Raw genomic sequence first — 17,795 nt, 5'->3', positions numbered from 1 at the left:
TTGCCCAAAATATACGAATGTGACCGCAAGGACGTATAAAAGCGGACATCTTTTCGTTATAATCGCGCCTCTAAACCGTTTCGCTCTCATAAAGTGGATTTCAATGTCTGTTTCCGAACAAAATATCAAAGAGTGTCTGGCGTCATATGAATTGGCCGAACTGGGTAAAGACGTCGTCTCGGCAAACTGGGTCAAGTCAATCCAGATCGACGGAGATAATGCCCAAATTAAACTGGTCGCTGGCTTTCCGTGCAGTAAGGAAAAAGCCACTTATATCGAAAGTTTAAAACAACTGTTAAAGCAGAAATTGAACATTTGTGCTGAAATTGAATTGAACTGGCAGGTGGCGAGCCATGTTCATAAGGCCGGAGTTGCTTCTTTGGCAGGCGTAAAAAATATCATTGCGGTGGCTTCGGGCAAAGGAGGGGTTGGAAAATCCACGACTGCCGTGAATTTGGCTTTGGCGCTCACGGCGGAAGGTGCAAAAGTGGGTTTGCTTGACGCCGATATTTACGGGCCGAGTCAACCTATCATGTTAGGTAAAGCGGATGCTCGTCCGGAAACGCTCGATCAAAAACGCATTTTGCCGGTGGAGCAATACGGTGTTCAATCCATGTCGATCGGTTACTTGGTTGAGCCCGAGCAGGCGATGGTTTGGCGCGGCCCCATGGCAAGTGGCGCATTACAACAGTTATTAAATGATACTCAGTGGCGTGAACTGGACTATCTGATTGTTGATTTGCCACCCGGTACGGGCGATATCCAACTTACGCTGTCACAAAAAGTGCCCGTTACCGCTTCCGTCATTGTTACTACCCCGCAAGATATTGCGCTTGCCGATGCCGTAAAAGCCATGAACATGTTTGAGAAAGTATCGGTACCGGTACTCGGCATTGTAGAAAATATGGGCGTTCATGTGTGTTCTAACTGTGGCCATGCCGAACACATATTTGGAGAAGGTGGTGGTGAAGCTTTGGCACATGAAAGTCATGTTGAATTTTTAGGCAGTTTGCCTTTAGCGAAAAGCATTCGCGATGATGCCGACTCCGGTAAGCCCAGTGTGGTTGCGGATCCGGAAAGTGCGGTTGCCCAGATATATCGGCACATTGCTCGAACCATGGCCGCGCGGTTATCGCTGTTGGCAAAAGATTATGGCTCGACTTTTCCTAAAATTTCAATAACGAACGATTAAAGTTATTAATCAAATAGTTAGAAAAGGTATCCAGTTGGATATTCTTAAACAGTTATTCAGAAAGTCGCCGTGTATCCATCCCTGGAGGCTTGGAAGTGGCATCCTTGCCACAAACACTTTCTGATTAACTGTTTAAGAATATCCAAATGCACCTATGTATGTTGAACGATTAAAAGAGTTTTAAATATTAAAGTTAAATTGAGGTAACGCATGTCAATTAAATCAGATAAATGGATCCGCCGAATGGCTGAAAACGAAGGCATGATCGATCCCTACGAGCCCGGCCAGGTACGTTACGCTAACGATCAGCGAATCGTATCTTACGGTACGTCCAGTTACGGGTACGATGTGCGTTGTTCTGACGAGTTTAAAATTTTCACAAATATTAATTCTGCAATCGTTGATCCTAAAGCGTTTGATGATAAAAGTTTTGTTGATGTGAAGTCTGATGTTTGTATTATTCCGCCTAACTCATTTGCTTTGGCGCGAACGGTCGAGTACTTCCGTATTCCTCGCAGCGTATTAACCGTTTGCCTTGGTAAATCAACCTACGCGCGCTGTGGCATTATTGTAAACGTAACGCCGTTGGAGCCAGAGTGGGAAGGGCACGTCACATTAGAGTTTTCAAACACAACGCCGCTTCCTGCTAAAATTTACGCAAATGAAGGTGTTGCTCAAATGCTGTTTTATGAATCAGACGAAATTTGTGAAACGTCTTATAAAGATCGTGGTGGTAAATATCAGGGGCAAACCGGTGTTACTTTGCCTAAAACTTAAAAGCATTTTAAGTAGAAGTAAATTCAATTTACGTTGAATACCATAAAGGCATTGCAAAATTGCGGTGCCTTTTTTATTTGAAAATACGTCGGACAATACATAGCTGAATATATTATGTCTAAATACGATTACGATGCCATCGTTATTGGCTCCGGACCTGGCGGTGAAGGCGCTGCCATGAATTTGGCAAAAAGTAAAAAGAAAGTCGCTATCATCGAGCGTTTTCAAAAAGTGGGAGGCGGTTGTACGCATTGGGGAACGATTCCATCAAAAGCGTTGCGTCATAGTGTCGCACGCTTAGTCGAGTTTAATTCCAGTCCGTTATTTCAGGAGTTTGATCATCCTGCAACCCTGACGTTTGCCGATATTCTAAAACACGCACAATCTGTAATTAAACAACAGGTTTCGTTACGTTCCAGTTTTTACGATAGGAATCGTGTCGATATATATTACGGTGACGCTCGCTTTGTTGATGCAAATACCATTGCCATTAATGAAGCCGACGGTAGCATTAATCAAATCAGTGCGGAAAATATTATTATTGCGACAGGCTCGAGACCGTATCGACCAGCCGATATCGATTTTGATCATCCACGAATATACGATTCCGATACCATATTATCGCTTGAGCGTAATCCACGTAGCATCATTATTTACGGTGCCGGTGTCATTGGTTGCGAGTATGCGTCTATTTTTCGTGGTTTAGGTGTCAAAGTGGATCTGGTAAATATGCGTGATCAACTGTTAAGTTTTCTGGATAAAGAAATTATCGACTCGCTCAGTTATCACCTTTGGAACTCCGGTGTCATTATTCGCAATAATGAAGAATATGCGAAAGTGGAAGGGGGCAGTAATGGTGTTGTGGTTCACTTAAAATCCGGAAAGCAAATCAAGGCGGATTGTTTGTTATTTGCCAATGGTCGAACGGGAAATACCGATTCTCTGGACTTGGATAACATTGGTTTGCAGGCAAACAGTCGAGGTCAACTAGAGGTTAACGGTTGTTATCAGACATCGGCTGAGAACATTTATGCGGTCGGTGATGTGATAGGCTATCCTAGCCTAGCCAGTGCTGCATTGGATCAAGGTCGTATTGCGGCAGCCAATATTTTACAGGATGTCTGTAACTTGAGACTGGTCGAAGACATTCCTACAGGCATTTATACCATTCCCGAAATCAGTTCGGTAGGTAAAACGGAACAGGAACTGACAGAAGATCAAGTACCTTATGAAGTAGGCCGTGCGCGTTTTAAAGATTTGGCTCGTGGACAAATTGCTGATACCACGGTCGGCAGTTTAAAAATTTTGTTCCATCGCGAAACCAAAGAAATATTAGGCATTCACTGTTTTGGTGAGCGTTCTTCAGAAATCATTCACATTGGGCAGGCCATTATGCAGCAACAAAATGGGGGCAATAACATCGAGTATTTTGTGAATACAACGTTCAATTACCCAACCATGGCCGAAGCGTATCGTGTCGCTGCACTAAATGGTTTAAACCGATTGTTTTAAAACTTTAGCCGGATTGCCGACAACCGTCGTGTTGTCGGTCACGTTTTTAGTGACAACCGAACCGGCACCAACGATTGCGTTGTCACCAATGGAAACGCCCGGAAGGATAATGGCTCCGGCACCAATCCACACGTTTTTGCCGATCGTAACGTCTCGTGCATAATTGGCTTTTGATAAACGCTTTTCAGAATCTTTATCGTGCGAAACCGTTAGTATTTGTACGTTAGGACCAATCAAGCAGTCGTCTCCGATTACGATCTGTCCACCATCAAGTAAAGTACAGCGAGTGTTGATATAGACGCGATCACCGAGTGTGATTTTATCGCCGTAGTCGCAATGGAAGCCGTATTCGATAAACACTTGTTCTCCGCATTGGGCGAAGAGTTGTTTAAGCTTCTTTAAATTGCCTTTACTGGGATCGCGTGCAAATTCTCGGCAAATACTGTTTGCTAATCTTCTTCGTTGAGTAAGCTCGGGCTTAAGGCTGTCGAATTTGTTGTATTGATTCATCGTTTTTTGAACTGTAAAAAGTAAACCTGAATGATAGCGAATCGACAGTATTTAAGACATAATGAAACGTATATAAATTATTTAAGCAACATGTATGAAAGTGTTTAACGTTATAGTCAATATTATTTTGGGTGCTGCGTTAGTGTCTGTCTCTTGGTTGTTTTGGATTGAACCTACGTTTTTTAAAGAAGAGCCACCACATCCTCGAATGGCGCTCTACAATGCCACACAGCAAAACAAAGCTTTAAAGGAGTGGAACCTGCAGGTGGCCCGTGATGTGGCCAAAAAGCGTGGTGTCGATCAATTATCAGAGTTTAATCTTAAAAACTACAGCGACGAAGAGGTGCATCAGGCATTGTTGGAGGCGACCGAACAAATGTGCAACCAGCCTGGTTTTTCTGAGCGCTTTGGGATAACCGCGGAAGAGTGTGTTGAACGTACTCTGGATTACTATGACAAGTGTGCCGACTCGTTACTCGACAATGCGATAACTATAATGACTAACCCAGATCAAGTCGTGGACCAAGGAACGGCGGCATTAAAGTGTCAACCTTGATAACTTCTTAGATGTTACTAGAGATCTTCTCTAAAATAGAGATGTGTGGTTTAGACAATCCTGCAACACGCTATAGGCAATAAAAGGCATCTTTGAGATGGTTTTTAAACTTCTCAACCTTTGAAACATTTCTTTGCTTTACCTGAAATCGCATCCCCGGTAGTCTGCGTACCCGAAAATCAATGATATCTGCGATACCGGGAGAAATGAATGAAGTTTAAAACAACCTGTATAGCAGCAGCACTGTCTGTGTCGTTTATAAACGTCACCGCCTGGTCCGATGAGGCGGTAAAAGACAGCGCCAAGCCTGCTGAACAAAAACAAGAAGAGAAAAAAGCCGATAAGTGGGATGTTAACAACCCTCCTGGCGAAGAACAGAGCATTACGATTGATACTCAGGAAACCACTTGGTCCAATGTCGACGTGAGCCCTGATGGCAAAACCATCGCTTTCGATATGTTGGGTGATATTTATACCATGCCGATCGAAGGTGGAACCGCCAAAGCCATTACGAAAGGTATGAGTTGGAGCATGCAGCCACGGTTTAGTCCGGATGGTAAGCAAATCGCCTATATTTCTGACGAAGACGGAGCCGATAACCTTTGGCTTATGAATGCTGATGGCAGTGAGCCAAAGCAGATCAGTAAAGAAAAGCGTAATCTGGTACACAATCCGAATTGGTCACCCGATGGTCAGTACATTGCGGTTAAAAAAGGCTTTGTATCGGCCCGAAGCATTGCAGCCGGTGAAATCTGGCTTTATCACAAAGCCGGTGGTAACGGACTGCAGCTGAAAGAACGGTTGGGTGGTGAACAGGCACAAAAAACCATTGCCGAACCAGCGTTCACACCAGACGGTCGTTTTGTTTATTACTCTATCGATTCAACGCCCGGAACCGTTTGGGAATACAATAAAAACCCCACCACTCAAATTTTTTCAATTAGACGTTATGACACCGAAACTGGCGAAGATATTCAAATTGCCGGTGGTCCAGGTGGTGCCATTGCACCCACACCTAGCAGCGACGGAAAGTTTCTTGCCTTTGTTCGGCGAGTTGATTCAAAAACGGTTTTGTTTATCAAAGATTTAAAAACCGGTTTAGAAACGCCTTTGTATGATGGAATGGATCGTGACCTGCAAGAAACCAATGGCAGTCAGGGTAACTTTACTCATTTTGACTGGACGCCAGACAATCGCTCGTTGGTTTTTTGGGCCGGTGGAAAAATTCAAAAGGTTGATGCCCGCTCTGGCAAGCTGAAAACATTGCCATTGCAAGTTAAAGCGGAAAAGAAAGTTACCAAAGCGCTACGATTCGATGTGGACGTTGCCCCCGATACTTTTGACGTCAAAATGATCCGTTGGGCACAAATGTCACCTAATGGTAAAAAGATTGCGTATCAAGCGTTAGGGAAAATTTATATTCGAGACGTGAAGTCTGGTAAGCGAGAACGTTTAACAAAACAGAATGATCATTTTGAGTTTTACCCAACGTTTTCAAGAGACGGTAAATCCATTGCTTATGTCACTTGGGACGATAAAAAGTTGGGTAGTGTGCGTGTTGTATCATCGCGTGGTGGTCGTGGTAAAGTGATAACAACAGAACCTGGGCATTATGTCGAGCCAGACTTTTCTCCAAACGGTGAGAAAGTTGTGTTTCGTCGATTTGCGGGTGGCTGGTTAACCTCTCCTGAGTATTCAATGGAGCCTGGAATTTATATTGCCGATGTTGATGGCGATGGCATGAAACGAGTGCAGGAAGAGGGGGATAAACCTCACTTTGGCGCGAAAAATGATCGCATCTTTTACTCAACTTTTGGTTGGGGACAAGGAGGAAAACTTTTCAGTGTTGGTGTTGATGGGAAAGATGTGCGAGAACATTATTCCAGTAAGGACATCGTTGAGTATCGTGTTTCTCCCGACGGAAGCTGGATCGCTTTTATGGAGCAGTTTAATGCGTACGTTGCGCCATTTACCATTACAGGAAAATCGGAAGTGCTGGGCTCCAGTGAACAGTCGGTTGCTGTGAAAAAAGTATCGAAACGCAGTGGTGAATTTTTGCATTGGTCGCAAGACAGCAAACGCTTGAATTGGGCGCACGGTGCGACCCTGTTCAGTCGAGATTTAAAAGATGCTTATGATTATTTACCCGGTGCACCGGAAGAACTACCAGAACCAGTAGCAAAAGGCATTGATTTAAGTTTCAGTGTTAATGCGGATAAACCAAAAGGTCGCATAGCATTGGTTGGCGCGAACGTGATCACGATGCGTGATGCGGACAACAATCAAGAAGTGATCAAAAATGCGGTGATCTTGGTTAATAACAATCGCATTGAAGCCATTGGTGAAAACGGCACGGTGACAATTCCTAAAGATACTTCGGTTGTGGATGTTAGCGGTAAAACCATATTCCCTGGCCTGATCGATGTGCATGCGCACGGCGGACAAGGTCGAGATGAAATCACACCGCAACAAAACTGGGCCAATTATTCCAGCATTGCGTTTGGTGTTACGACAATTCACGATCCATCAAACGACAGTTCGGAGATTTTTGCCGCATCAGAAATGCAACGCACCGGCGAAATAATTGGCCCAAGAATATTTTCAACAGGCACTATTTTATACGGCGCAAAAGCACCAGGATACAGTGCGAATATTGACAGCTACGACGATGCGAAATTTCACGTTCAACGTTTGAAAGATCTCGGTGCTATTTCGGTAAAGAGTTACAACCAACCACGTCGTGATCAACGTCAGCAAGTGATTGCTGCAGGAAATGAGTTAGGCATTATGGTCGTGCCAGAAGGTGGTGCCAAGTTTTATGCGAACATGACGCAAGTGATTGATGGTCATACTGGTATTGAACACGCCATTCCAATTGCTAAAGGTTATGATGACGTAAAGCAACTTTGGTCACAAACCGAAAGCGGTTATTCGCCGACGTTTGTTGTGGCTTATGGAGGATTAAGTGGTGAAACCTACTGGTATGATCGCACCAACGTATGGGAAAACGAGCGTCTGCTGCGTTGGACGCCTAAATATTTTGTAGAACCGGTTTCCATTCGTCGTACTACAGCACCAGACGATCATTACAATCACTTTAAAGTCGCCCGTTTTGCAAAAGAACTGCGGGATAAAGGCGTACGTGTTGTGATTGGCGCGCATGGTCAGCGTGAAGGTTTGGCTGCGCATTGGGAAACCTGGATGATGCATCAAGGTGGATTCTCTCAGTGGGAAGCATTGCGTGGTGCCACTTACGATGGTGCGAAATACTTGGGTATGGATAAACATATCGGCTCTATCGAAGTAGGCAAACTCGCCGACCTGGTCGTGGTTGATGGTGACGTGTTAAAAGACATTCAACAATCTGAAAAAGTCGCTTACACCATGATCAATGGCCGCTTGTTTGACGCAAAAACCATGAACGAAGTCGGGCGTAAAGGTCACAAACGTGAACCGTTTTTCTTTGAGCGCTTAAATTTAAGCGGAATGCCAGAAGCGGCAGCTAAAGCATTAGAAGAAAAGCAGGCTAAGCATCATTGGCGACATTGATTCTAGTATTACTTATCCTTTAAATAAGATCCGTTAATAAAATGCCAATCCGATTTTCGGGTTGGCATTATTTCAAGAAGGTGCACTTGGTGAAATCCATAATCTGGTGTACTCGTCTCAAGTTGTATTAATCATTGCCCCTTTCGTTTATTTTTTCAGTGGATTTGCCCCGAGTTTCTGTCGACTTGTGACTTTTTTCGGTTGAGCATTTTTGAGCAAATGAGGCAAAAGCGCTGATTTGGTACGATTTGATTGAAAAATGAACAAGTTGCGATTGTGATTACCCATTCCAGCCCATTCACTTTGAAAAACTAAAAAAGCTTTGTGTTCAATGAGTTAGTGTTGGCCTAATACTTAACTTAAGCTTTTTTTAATCTTTTCCGAACTTTTTTCTCTGTATTTTTTTGTAAGGTTTGAGTAACCGACAATGCCTGACCTCAGGTTTTCAAAAATAAATATAAAGTTAGGGGATAGAAGTGAATTATAAACCGCTATTTTGGATTATGATTTTTACGGCAGTGAGTTTATTACCGAAAGTTTTTGCTAGCCCAATAAAATTAGAGCAAGTGACTGCCGATAAAATAATCGTCGAGGATGGCGGAAGCAGCTACCCTCCCACAACGCCGCTTGCCATTATTGTTCCGGCAACCAGTAATACGGGGAGTTATTCAATTGGTTGGTCAATGTCGAAGTTTGGAGCAACGTATCAGCTATTTGAACAAAAAAATTCAAGTTCATGGATAAAAGTATACGATGGTCCCAACGTGAATACCTCGTTGTCTGGACGAAACAGTGGCAGCTACCGGTATAGAGTTCGTAGTTGTAATACAGCAGGGTGCAGTGCATACAAAACCAGCGGCGTTGTTACAGTAACGGTTGTCGAGCCGCCTCCTGGTACACCAAGCACTATTTCGGTTCCTGCTTCGAACAAAACAGGGTCCTATACCATCAGTTGGGGAGTTGCCAGTGGCACGGTGACACGATACGAGCTTTACGAGCAGAAAAACGATGGTAGTTGGAACAAGGTGTACAGCGGTTCAAGTCGGTCAAAAAGCTTATCACCACGAGGAAATGGTCGTTATCGATACCGAGTTCGGGCGTGTAATGCGAATGGTTGTGGAAGTTATAAAACCAGTTCCTATTTTTCTGTGTTATTGGTACCCGGAGTTCCGGGCTCTCTTTCGATCCCAACGGGGACGCAAAGTGATGGCAGTTATACCATCAGTTGGGGAGTTTCAAATGGTGCGGTTTCGCGCTATGAACTGTTTGAAAAGAAAGGAAGTAGTGGGTGGACGAAAATATACAGTGGAACGGCACGAGCTAAAAGCGTAAGCGGCCGTGGTGATGGTACCTACAATTACAGAGTTCGAGGGTGTAACAATTCAGGATGCAGCAGTTATAGAGCCGGTACTGCTTTCGATGTTTTAAATGTACCGGGTATACCAGCGCACATTAACGTGCCTGGCTCTAACGATACCGGCAACTATACCGTTAGCTGGGGAGACGCCAGTGGACGAGTGTCGTTTTATGAATTGCAAGAGTACGAACAAGTACCGTGTGACGTATCTAAAAACAATACCTCATCTGAACATTATGGGAAAGTGATTGGCTGCGGCCAATGGCGACAAAAATACAGCGGTAGTGGTAAAAGTAAGTCTTTTACAAACAAAGCCAATGGCTCTTATTACTATCGGGTAAGGGCCTGCAACAGCTCTGGTTGCGGCGCTTATAAACTGTCTTCAATTCTAACGGTTTATACTCCGGTTCCTGGTGAGCCGGCTTCCATCAATGTTCCTTCGTCAAACGCAACGGGTAGCTATACCATTTCATGGAGCGAAGCAACGGGCGTAGTGAATAGATATGAGCTGCTTGAGCGAAAAAATAGCGGTTCATGGAACTCGCTATTTTCAGGAAATGGTTTATCAAAATCGGTGACATTAAAAAGCGACGGATCGTACACCTATAAAGTAAGGGGATGTAACTCAACCGGTTGTGGTGCCTATAAAGAAAGTTCAAGCGTTCGTGTTCTCAATCTTCCAGGAATTCCAAAATCCATTTCAGGTCCATCAATGAACGCTTCAGGGGATTACACCATCGGATGGGGAAATTCAGAAGGCACCGTCTCACGCTACGAGCTTTTCGAAAAAGTCGGTAATCAATGGGGCAGTTCACCGATTTATAGTGGACTTGCTCAACTAAAATATTTGCACAGTAAAACCAACAATCAATATTTTTACCGTGTTCGGGCCTGTAATGATTCCGGGTGCAGCGGTTATCGAAGTTTATCGCATGCGGTTGATGTAATGTTGATACCCGATTCTCCAACGGTTTCTTCGCCGAGTTCAAGCATTACGGGTGATTTTAATGTTCAATGGACTGAACAAGATAATGCCGTTTCTTATCGGCTGTTTCAACGTTTTGAGTGTCTTGGTGAAAACTGCTTAGAAGAAATGGGAACGGCAACTCGACCGCGTTTACTTTACGAAGGGCCCGCTCTGAGCTTTAACGTGTCGTTGTCAACAAATGGAAGTTATTCGTTTAGTGTATCTGCGTGTAATGAACGGAGTGAATGCAGTAGCCTATCAACACCTGCTGTTACTCAAGTGGCATTGAGAGCACCTGGAGCACCACAATCTATCAATGTACCTAACAATGCGGGTCAGTCTTACTTGATTTCTTGGACTTCGCCACTAGACGGTGAACATAATGAAGTGACGGAATATCGATTAGAAGAATCTGGCGAACTGAATGATTGGCAATTAGTTTACCAAGGAACCGATCTCAGTAAGCCATTGAACAAAGCCGCTCGGGGTGAATTCAGTTATCGCGTTCAGGCGTGCAACAATCAAGGTTGTGGAAACTTTAAGGTAGGTGGGCCGGTGGATGTTTCGTTCGAATACGACAGCCCCGAACCAGCGCCTGCGCCGCATATCGAACCCATTCCTCCAGTCGATATTTTCTCTGAGCAAGTGGGTGCTACTCAGGGTGTATTTCGTGTCGATGAATCGGGGGCGGCAACGTATCAAATACCATTAACCATACCTACAGGTACTGCTGGTGTTGCGCCTACATTATCGCTTAATTACAACAGTCATCTAGGAAACGGTGTCATCGGTGTGGGGTGGTCGCTCAGTGGTCTCTCTGCGATCTCTCGATGCCCGAAAACTTTTGAACAAGATGAAGTGAATCGTAGCATTCAATTAGATGACAACGATCGGTTTTGTTTGGATGGACAGCGACTCATGCTGCATGCCGGGGTATATGGAAAAGACGGAGCAGAGTATCGAACGGAAATCGATAGTTTTGCTCGAATAAAATCGTTTGGCAATGTAAAGGGTGGGCCTGCTTACTTTAAAGTCTGGCGAAAAGATGGTTCGGTAAGTGAATACGGATTAACGGAAGATTCGTTTATTGAAGCAAACCGAAACGGTCACATTGATTCTTCAAAGCCAGCATTAGCCTGGGCGATCAACCGATTTTCTGACAATGTTGGCAATTATATCGATTTTCAATACATCGAAAACACACCCACTGGTGAGTTTTATATTTCGCGAATCGATTATACCGGTAAAATTGGGGAGGGAAGTCAATCGCCTTACAATTATGTTGAGTTTATTTATGATGAGCTACGTACTGATCGGCCAATACGTTTTTTAGCTGGCTCTAAACATACGTTGAACAAACGATTGGTATCGATCAATAGTTACGATAAAAATCGAGCTTATCGTTCTTACCACCTTTCTTACGATTACCCTATCGACAGAAAAAGAGCACGGCTTACGTCCATTCAAGAGTGCAACGACGTTGCGCAGACTGCTTGCTTTAGCCCCGTTGTTTTTGAGTGGCAAACCAAATATTCGGGGTTTGAATCTGCTAGACATCAGGCATTGCTAAAAAACAACCCGATTCATGCGATGCCTGTTGATATTGATGGAAATGGCATACAGGATCTGGTTTATTTTTACGACAACGGTGATCGCGCTGCCTATCAACGGACGATGATTTCCGATGGTGAACGTTTCATTGAGGATGCAAATTATGATAACAGTTGGCGCTGGGGATGGAATCGTGATGACTTTTTGTTGCACTTACAAGAGGGAATTGTATCTACGAGGAGTTTAGATGCGAATGGCGATGGTTTAGGTGATGTGATTTATTCGCGTCGATTTTTGGCCGATTATACGGATGTTCAATACGAATGGTGGCTGAATCAGTCCGATGGTACAGAACTTACCGATTATTTGGAACAAAAGAAAATACATCGCGTATCTAAGGGTGCTTCGGATTCATTTTACCAAAAAGCCGCTCAATTCACTCACTTTGTGGATTTTAATGGCGATGGCTTGGCCGATATTTTACATCCTGAAAACGGTCGGTTGAAGTTAAAAGAACAAACCGAACACGGAAATTTTTCAAACAGTCAAAGCTTAACTTTTCGACTAAACGAACACTCGGCCGACCACGCGACCGTTTCGCAACAATTTGTACCACAACCTGGCGACTTTAACGGAGATGGGCATGTTGATGTTTTAGCAAAGGTCATTAAAACCTGGGATGATAATTCTGGTGGAAGTTGTGATGTCAAAAAGACTCTTCAACCTAATGCAGTCATCGAGCCTTGCGAAGGTAGTGGTGGCTCATCGACGACACAATACTATTGGTCCGTATTTACATCGAATGGCAGTTTAACACTCAGCGAAATGACATCAGTTGCAAGCAGTAGCGCAAATGATATGGACATTGAACATATCAAAGTAGTGGACTTTAACGCGGATGGTTTTTCAGACGTTATATACAAAAATGGTGATCGTTGGTACTTCTGGCTTTCTTCTGGAACAGGTTCGGGATTGTCCGGCTCTATAGGTATATTACCGAACGATAATAATCGTTTGGAACTGATCGATTACAATCACGATGGCCTGCTTGATATTGTGTATCCCGGAGAAAATAGCTGGATGGTTCGCATTTGGCAGGGGGATCAACACAATGATTTCGATACGTACGAAACCAATACCTACATTAGCATCGGAGACCTCACCCAAGACATTCAGTTTTTTATCGACTTTACAGGTGATGGTGTTGCTGATCATGTTCGTTTAGATAAAAGTGAAAATAAATTAATCACCCGTAAAGCTCGTTCGAGTGAACTTGCACATGATCGAATTATTAGAGTGGATAATGGATTATCGAGTAAAACGGAAGTGAGATACAAACCTTTGACGGATCCAAACGTATATACCAAAGAAAAAATTGATCCTCAAAACGACCGATGCCTATGGCGCTGCTCATTAGTAACCGATATTGCTGTACCCTTATACGTTGTAGCTTCTGTCAGTTCTACGGCGCCCAAGGTAGAAGCATTTAAATTGGGTGCCATCAACCCTGATGCGGTAAGTAGTGTAACTTATCGATACCGTGGTGCAAAAGTACAAAGTGGTGGCCGAGGATTTCTTGGATTTCATGAAGTCAGCTCGCTGGATGTTCAAACCAAAATATTAACGACCACGACGTATCGTCAGGACTTTCCATTCATAGGTATGCCTGAAAAAACAGAGGTCGTTTGGTTGGGGAACAACTACACCCACACGTTGGACGGACTATTACAGCCGCCAGTATCTTATTGCGATGAAGATTGTTCTCCGAGTATTTGTATCGGTGAAAGTTTGGCTTGTTCACAACCCCAAATTCCAGAAAATGCGGTGTTGTTGAGTACCGCTAACAATTATTTTAAAGGTCATGAAACGTATACGGGTGTTCCTATGCCGCCGAACGTTAATGTTGTGAGGCCTCATATTATTAAAACGAAAGAAGTGAGCTTTTCTCTAGATGGAACAAAGTTAAAGCAAGTCACCACGACTTTTGAAAATGACGTATACGGAAATACCGTTTACTCGCGTGTTGTAACACAAGACAGTAATGGTTATGTGCAAGCACAAAAAATTACCGAAAATACTTACACAGACGACATTGACAACTGGTACTTAGGTCGACTCACCGAGTCGAAAGTCACGCATATGCGGAGAAATTTAAGCCATCGTGAGATCACAACTTCTTTTGCTTATGACCCCAATAATGGACTGTTAATTGAAGAGGTATTCGAACCAAAGGGTAGTGAATCCGAAAAACTTACGACAGTGCATCAGTACGATGCTTATGGTAATAAACAACGTGTCAGCCAGTGCAGTTTGCATGTTGTTAATTGCGGTGAGAGTAATGAGCAGGATCCAAGTAATCCCTATTTTATTAATCGCTTCAGCACCAATGTTTACGATGATAATGGGCGTTACACATTGGAAACGTATAATGCACTTAATCAACGTACACTTAATGTTACCCGTATTGGACTGTTTGGTCCTACGCAAACAATCGATATTCATGGTGTAACGACCGACATCGCTTACGACAAATTAGGAGGGCAATACTTTAGTCGAACCAGTACAGGAGAGTACTCGAAAATCACTAAACGATTGTGCACAAACATAGAGTGTCCGGCATCGGCTGTTTATCGAGTAGAACGTGAAAGCGCTGGCAATCCAACCGTATTCAGCTATGTTGATGCACTTGGTCGAGAGATTCGGCAAGTGACAACCGGTTTTGATGGCCGCATGGTTCATGTGGATGTTGAATACGACGGATTGGGGCGAGTGAAGCGGAAAAGCGAACCTTATTACGAGGATGAAACTGCTTATTGGAGTCTATTTAATTACGATATTTTGGGACGAATGACGCGTGTTCGATTGCCAGATAACAATATTTCTACAACCGAGTATGACGGGTTTAGAGTCATTTATCGAAACAGCTTAAATCAGGAGAAAATAGAATTAAGAAACGCTTTGGGTGAAATTGTTCAAGTCTCAGACACATTGGGTAACCAAATCCAAACGGAGTTTAATGTATTTGGTAAACCGAAAAGAGTGATTGATGATCATGGTAACATCACTCATATTTTTTACGATCGACTCGGAAGAAAATATGCAATGGACGATCAAAATAAAGGTCAATGGATGTACGACTACAATGCTTTGAATGAACTGGTTCAACAAAGGGATGCAAAAAACCAAGTCAGTCGCAATTATTATGATGCGCTAGGACGGTTAATACGACGAGTGGATCTCAGCGCCAGTGGCCAGTTAGCTGCGGATGCGCGCTGGCACTACGATGCGGAGAAAATAGGTACGCTTTCCTCAGAGGAAGATATCGTTTCGAATTATTTAAAAACGTATCATTACGATAATTTTGCCCGGCCGATTGGCTCGACCAGTCAAATCGCTACTAAAACCTATACCGAAGAAGTCACCTACGATCAATTCAATCGGAAGTTTCAATATTTTGATGTGGTCGATAGTCGTATCGGTATTCAATATCACTACAATCGGTTTGGCTATTTATACGAGCAAGAAGAAGCCTTAAGCGGTAAGCGCTACTTTCGTATTCTATCCATGACCGCGAGGGGACAAATCGAACGGAAGTTACTGGGGAATGGCGTTGCAATAAATCGTACACATGAAAACCATACGGGCAGAATCAGTTCTATTGTAAGTGACGATGGCATTATCCAAAATATGGCCTATCAATTTGATGCTTTGGGTAATTTAACTTATCGAGAGGATTTTAGTGGTAATAAGCAATTGTCTGAGTCGTTTGTTTATGATGATCTGAACCGCTTAACTCAAGCGACCACTTCTCAAGGGAATACTCAAACCATTGCCTACGATGATCTTGGAAACATCACCTACAAATCGGATGTGGGGCATTACACTTATGGTCAAAACGGTGCCGGTCCTCATGCGGTTACGGCAATTAGTGGATCGAACGGTACAAAGCAATTTCAATACGACAATAACGGGAATATGACTTCAGGTGATGGACGTATCTTGACCTATACGCCATTTAATAAACCTGCCTCTATAACAAAAAACACACATACAACTGAGTTTAAATACTCACCGACGCGAACACGTTACGAACGGGTAGATCGATCGAGCGAAGGAACATCAACTCGACATTTTGTCGGTCGCTCCGAAGTGGTGTATTTGTCCAACGGAGAGGTTGAATACAAGCGTTATATTGGCGGTGATGTCTTGAATATTTATCGCTATAACAATCAGGGTATTTTAATTGATCATCAAACTCACTATTTGCACAAAGACCATTTGGGTTCAATCAGTATCGTTACCGACGATGATCAAAATATTGTCGATGAGTTCAGCTTTGATGCCTTTGGTGCTCGACGCAATTTTAACAGCTGGAATCCTCTGACTACGGCTCAGCAGTCTTCCTACCGAGTTACGGAACTCATCACTTCGCGTGGCTTTACCGGACATGAACATCTGGATGAAGTGGGCCTTATTCATATGAACGGTCGGATTTACGATTCGACTTTGGGACGATTTTTACAAGCGGATCCAAACATTCAAAGCGCTGACAATTTACAAGCCTTTAATCGTTACAGTTATGTTTTGAATAACCCCCTCAGTATGACTGACCCGAGCGGATACTTTTTCAAAGCCATCGGTAACTTTTTTAAGAAGTATTGGCGTCCTATATTGTCTCTTGTGGTTACGGTAGTTGGTGTTGTTTTAGCGCCTTTTACTGGAGGGGCATCGGTATTTCTGGCCGGAGCGCTTGCAGGATACATTAATACGGGTACGTTAAAGGGGGCTCTTTTTGGTGCCATGAGTGCAGTTGTAACGTTTGGTATCGGTGAAATTTTTAAAAGTGCTGCAGGGCTCGGACTTTATATTGCGAAAGCCGCCGCTCATGGAGTGAGTGGCGGAGTAATGAGCGTTTTGCAAGGAGGAAAATTTGGGCACGGTTTTGCAAGTGCAGGGTTAACGCAGCTGGCCAGTGGAGGTATCGGACTGATAAAAGGAGTGGGTGTGGCAGCACGAGCCGCAAGAATTTCTGCTGCCGCCGTTGTTGGAGGGACCGCATCGGCGTTAACGGGTGGTAAGTTTGCTAACGGTGCGGTAACGGCAGCGTTTGTACAAGCGTTTAATCACGAAATGCACATAAAGAAAGACAAAGTTATTTTTAGGGAACTCAATGGCGAAAAAAATGTAACCTATAAAAGGCTACGAGAACTCGCCGAGACTTCACAAGGCGTAAAATTAATTAATAGGTCTGCATACCATGATGGCTCGCCACTCAAGGGAATTACTGCTGAAACTTACAGTGTCTATTTTTATGATGGTGCGGGAGGCGGATTGGCGTACTTGGAAGTTACAGTAACTCTCAGCTTTGATACTCAATTAATCGATGGTCAATGGGTCACTCGGTATTCCGTTATAAGCTCAGAAACAAATAATTACGTGTATTTCGGACGCGGCCAACAAGCGATTGATAGAGCTTATCGCCATGCGCATCCGGGTTGGCTTTACAACCCAAGCGCGCCACCGGGTGTATCAGATCATGGGCTTTGGCAATTTTTAAACAGTGCTTGGTCAAGTCGGCCGATAAGAACTGGAGTAACGAATCGATCGCAATCGGTTATTCAACAGTTGAATCGATTAGGTGGCAACTAGTGACTGGTTCAAAGGACACGTATTGAGGATTTTTTTGTTTTCAGTGCGATGCGAAACATAAGCGTTATAAGTAATCGATTCCGTAATTATTGCGATGGACTTCGATTACTTAGAACGCAATTACGGTTGCTCTTTTCAAATGTCACGATGTTTTTCGTTGATCGGCGTCGTGACA

At 43.7% G+C, this 17,795-nt stretch carries 7 protein-coding genes; 6 read left to right on the top strand and 1 reads right to left on the bottom strand.

Annotated features, from left to right (window positions below; genetic code table 11):
• Positions 1–103 precede the first annotated feature (103 nt).
• From apbC to sthA, 3 genes are all read left to right on the top strand, one after another.
• Positions 104–1,192 carry an iron-sulfur cluster carrier protein ApbC gene (apbC, locus tag ACTUJY_RS02825; RefSeq protein WP_463614536.1) on the top strand — a complete coding sequence of 363 codons (1,089 nt, stop codon included), beginning with the start codon at positions 104–106 and terminating at the stop codon, positions 1,190–1,192.
• Between the two features lie 210 nt (positions 1,193–1,402).
• Positions 1,403–1,969 carry a dCTP deaminase gene (dcd, locus tag ACTUJY_RS02820; RefSeq protein WP_463614535.1) on the top strand — a complete coding sequence of 189 codons (567 nt, stop codon included), beginning with the start codon at positions 1,403–1,405 and terminating at the stop codon, positions 1,967–1,969.
• 114 nt (positions 1,970–2,083) lie between these two features.
• Positions 2,084–3,481, top strand: coding sequence for a Si-specific NAD(P)(+) transhydrogenase (gene sthA / locus ACTUJY_RS02815; RefSeq protein WP_463614534.1), 1,398 nt, complete (start codon positions 2,084–2,086; stop codon positions 3,479–3,481).
• Here the strand turns inward: sthA and ACTUJY_RS02810 are convergent.
• Positions 3,464–3,991 (bottom strand): sugar O-acetyltransferase, encoded by a 528-nt coding sequence (locus ACTUJY_RS02810; RefSeq protein ID WP_463614533.1) that lies wholly within the window; start codon positions 3,989–3,991, stop codon positions 3,464–3,466. The genes sthA and ACTUJY_RS02810 overlap by 18 nt on opposite strands.
• A gap of 94 nt (positions 3,992–4,085) precedes the next feature.
• Here ACTUJY_RS02810 and ACTUJY_RS02805 point away from each other — a divergent pair, with 94 nt between their 5' ends.
• From ACTUJY_RS02805 to ACTUJY_RS02795, 3 genes are all read left to right on the top strand, one after another.
• Complete coding sequence (locus tag ACTUJY_RS02805; RefSeq protein WP_463614532.1) at positions 4,086–4,547, top strand: hypothetical protein; 462 nt, start codon at positions 4,086–4,088, stop codon at positions 4,545–4,547.
• A gap of 210 nt (positions 4,548–4,757) precedes the next feature.
• Positions 4,758–8,096, top strand: a complete 3,339-nt coding sequence (locus ACTUJY_RS02800; RefSeq protein ID WP_463614531.1) for an amidohydrolase family protein — start codon at positions 4,758–4,760, stop codon at positions 8,094–8,096.
• Positions 8,097–8,572: 476 nt separating this feature from the next.
• Positions 8,573–17,620 (top strand): RHS repeat-associated core domain-containing protein, encoded by a 9,048-nt coding sequence (locus tag ACTUJY_RS02795; RefSeq protein ID WP_463614530.1) that lies wholly within the window; start codon positions 8,573–8,575, stop codon positions 17,618–17,620.
• The last annotated feature ends 175 nt before the right edge of the window (positions 17,621–17,795 follow it).

It is taken from the genome of Pleionea sp. WD8-19 (genome assembly GCF_055326765.1).
The sequence above is the reverse complement of the archived record's forward strand: the minus strand, read 5'-3'. Positions and strand labels throughout refer to the sequence as shown.

Bases quoted from the DNA above. Each gene is read 5' to 3' on its own strand.
- ACTUJY_RS02805 (WP_463614532.1), top strand. From the start codon at position 4,086: ATGAAAGTGTTTAACGTTATAGTCAATATTATTTTGGGTGCTGCGTTA.
- sthA (WP_463614534.1), top strand. From the start codon at position 2,084: ATGTCTAAATACGATTACGATGCCATCGTTATTGGCTCCGGACCTGGC.
- dcd (WP_463614535.1), top strand. From the start codon at position 1,403: ATGTCAATTAAATCAGATAAATGGATCCGCCGAATGGCTGAAAACGAA.
- ACTUJY_RS02800 (WP_463614531.1), top strand. From the start codon at position 4,758: ATGAAGTTTAAAACAACCTGTATAGCAGCAGCACTGTCTGTGTCGTTT.
- ACTUJY_RS02810 (WP_463614533.1), bottom strand. From the start codon at position 3,991: ATGAATCAATACAACAAATTCGACAGCCTTAAGCCCGAGCTTACTCAA.
- apbC (WP_463614536.1), top strand. From the start codon at position 104: ATGTCTGTTTCCGAACAAAATATCAAAGAGTGTCTGGCGTCATATGAA.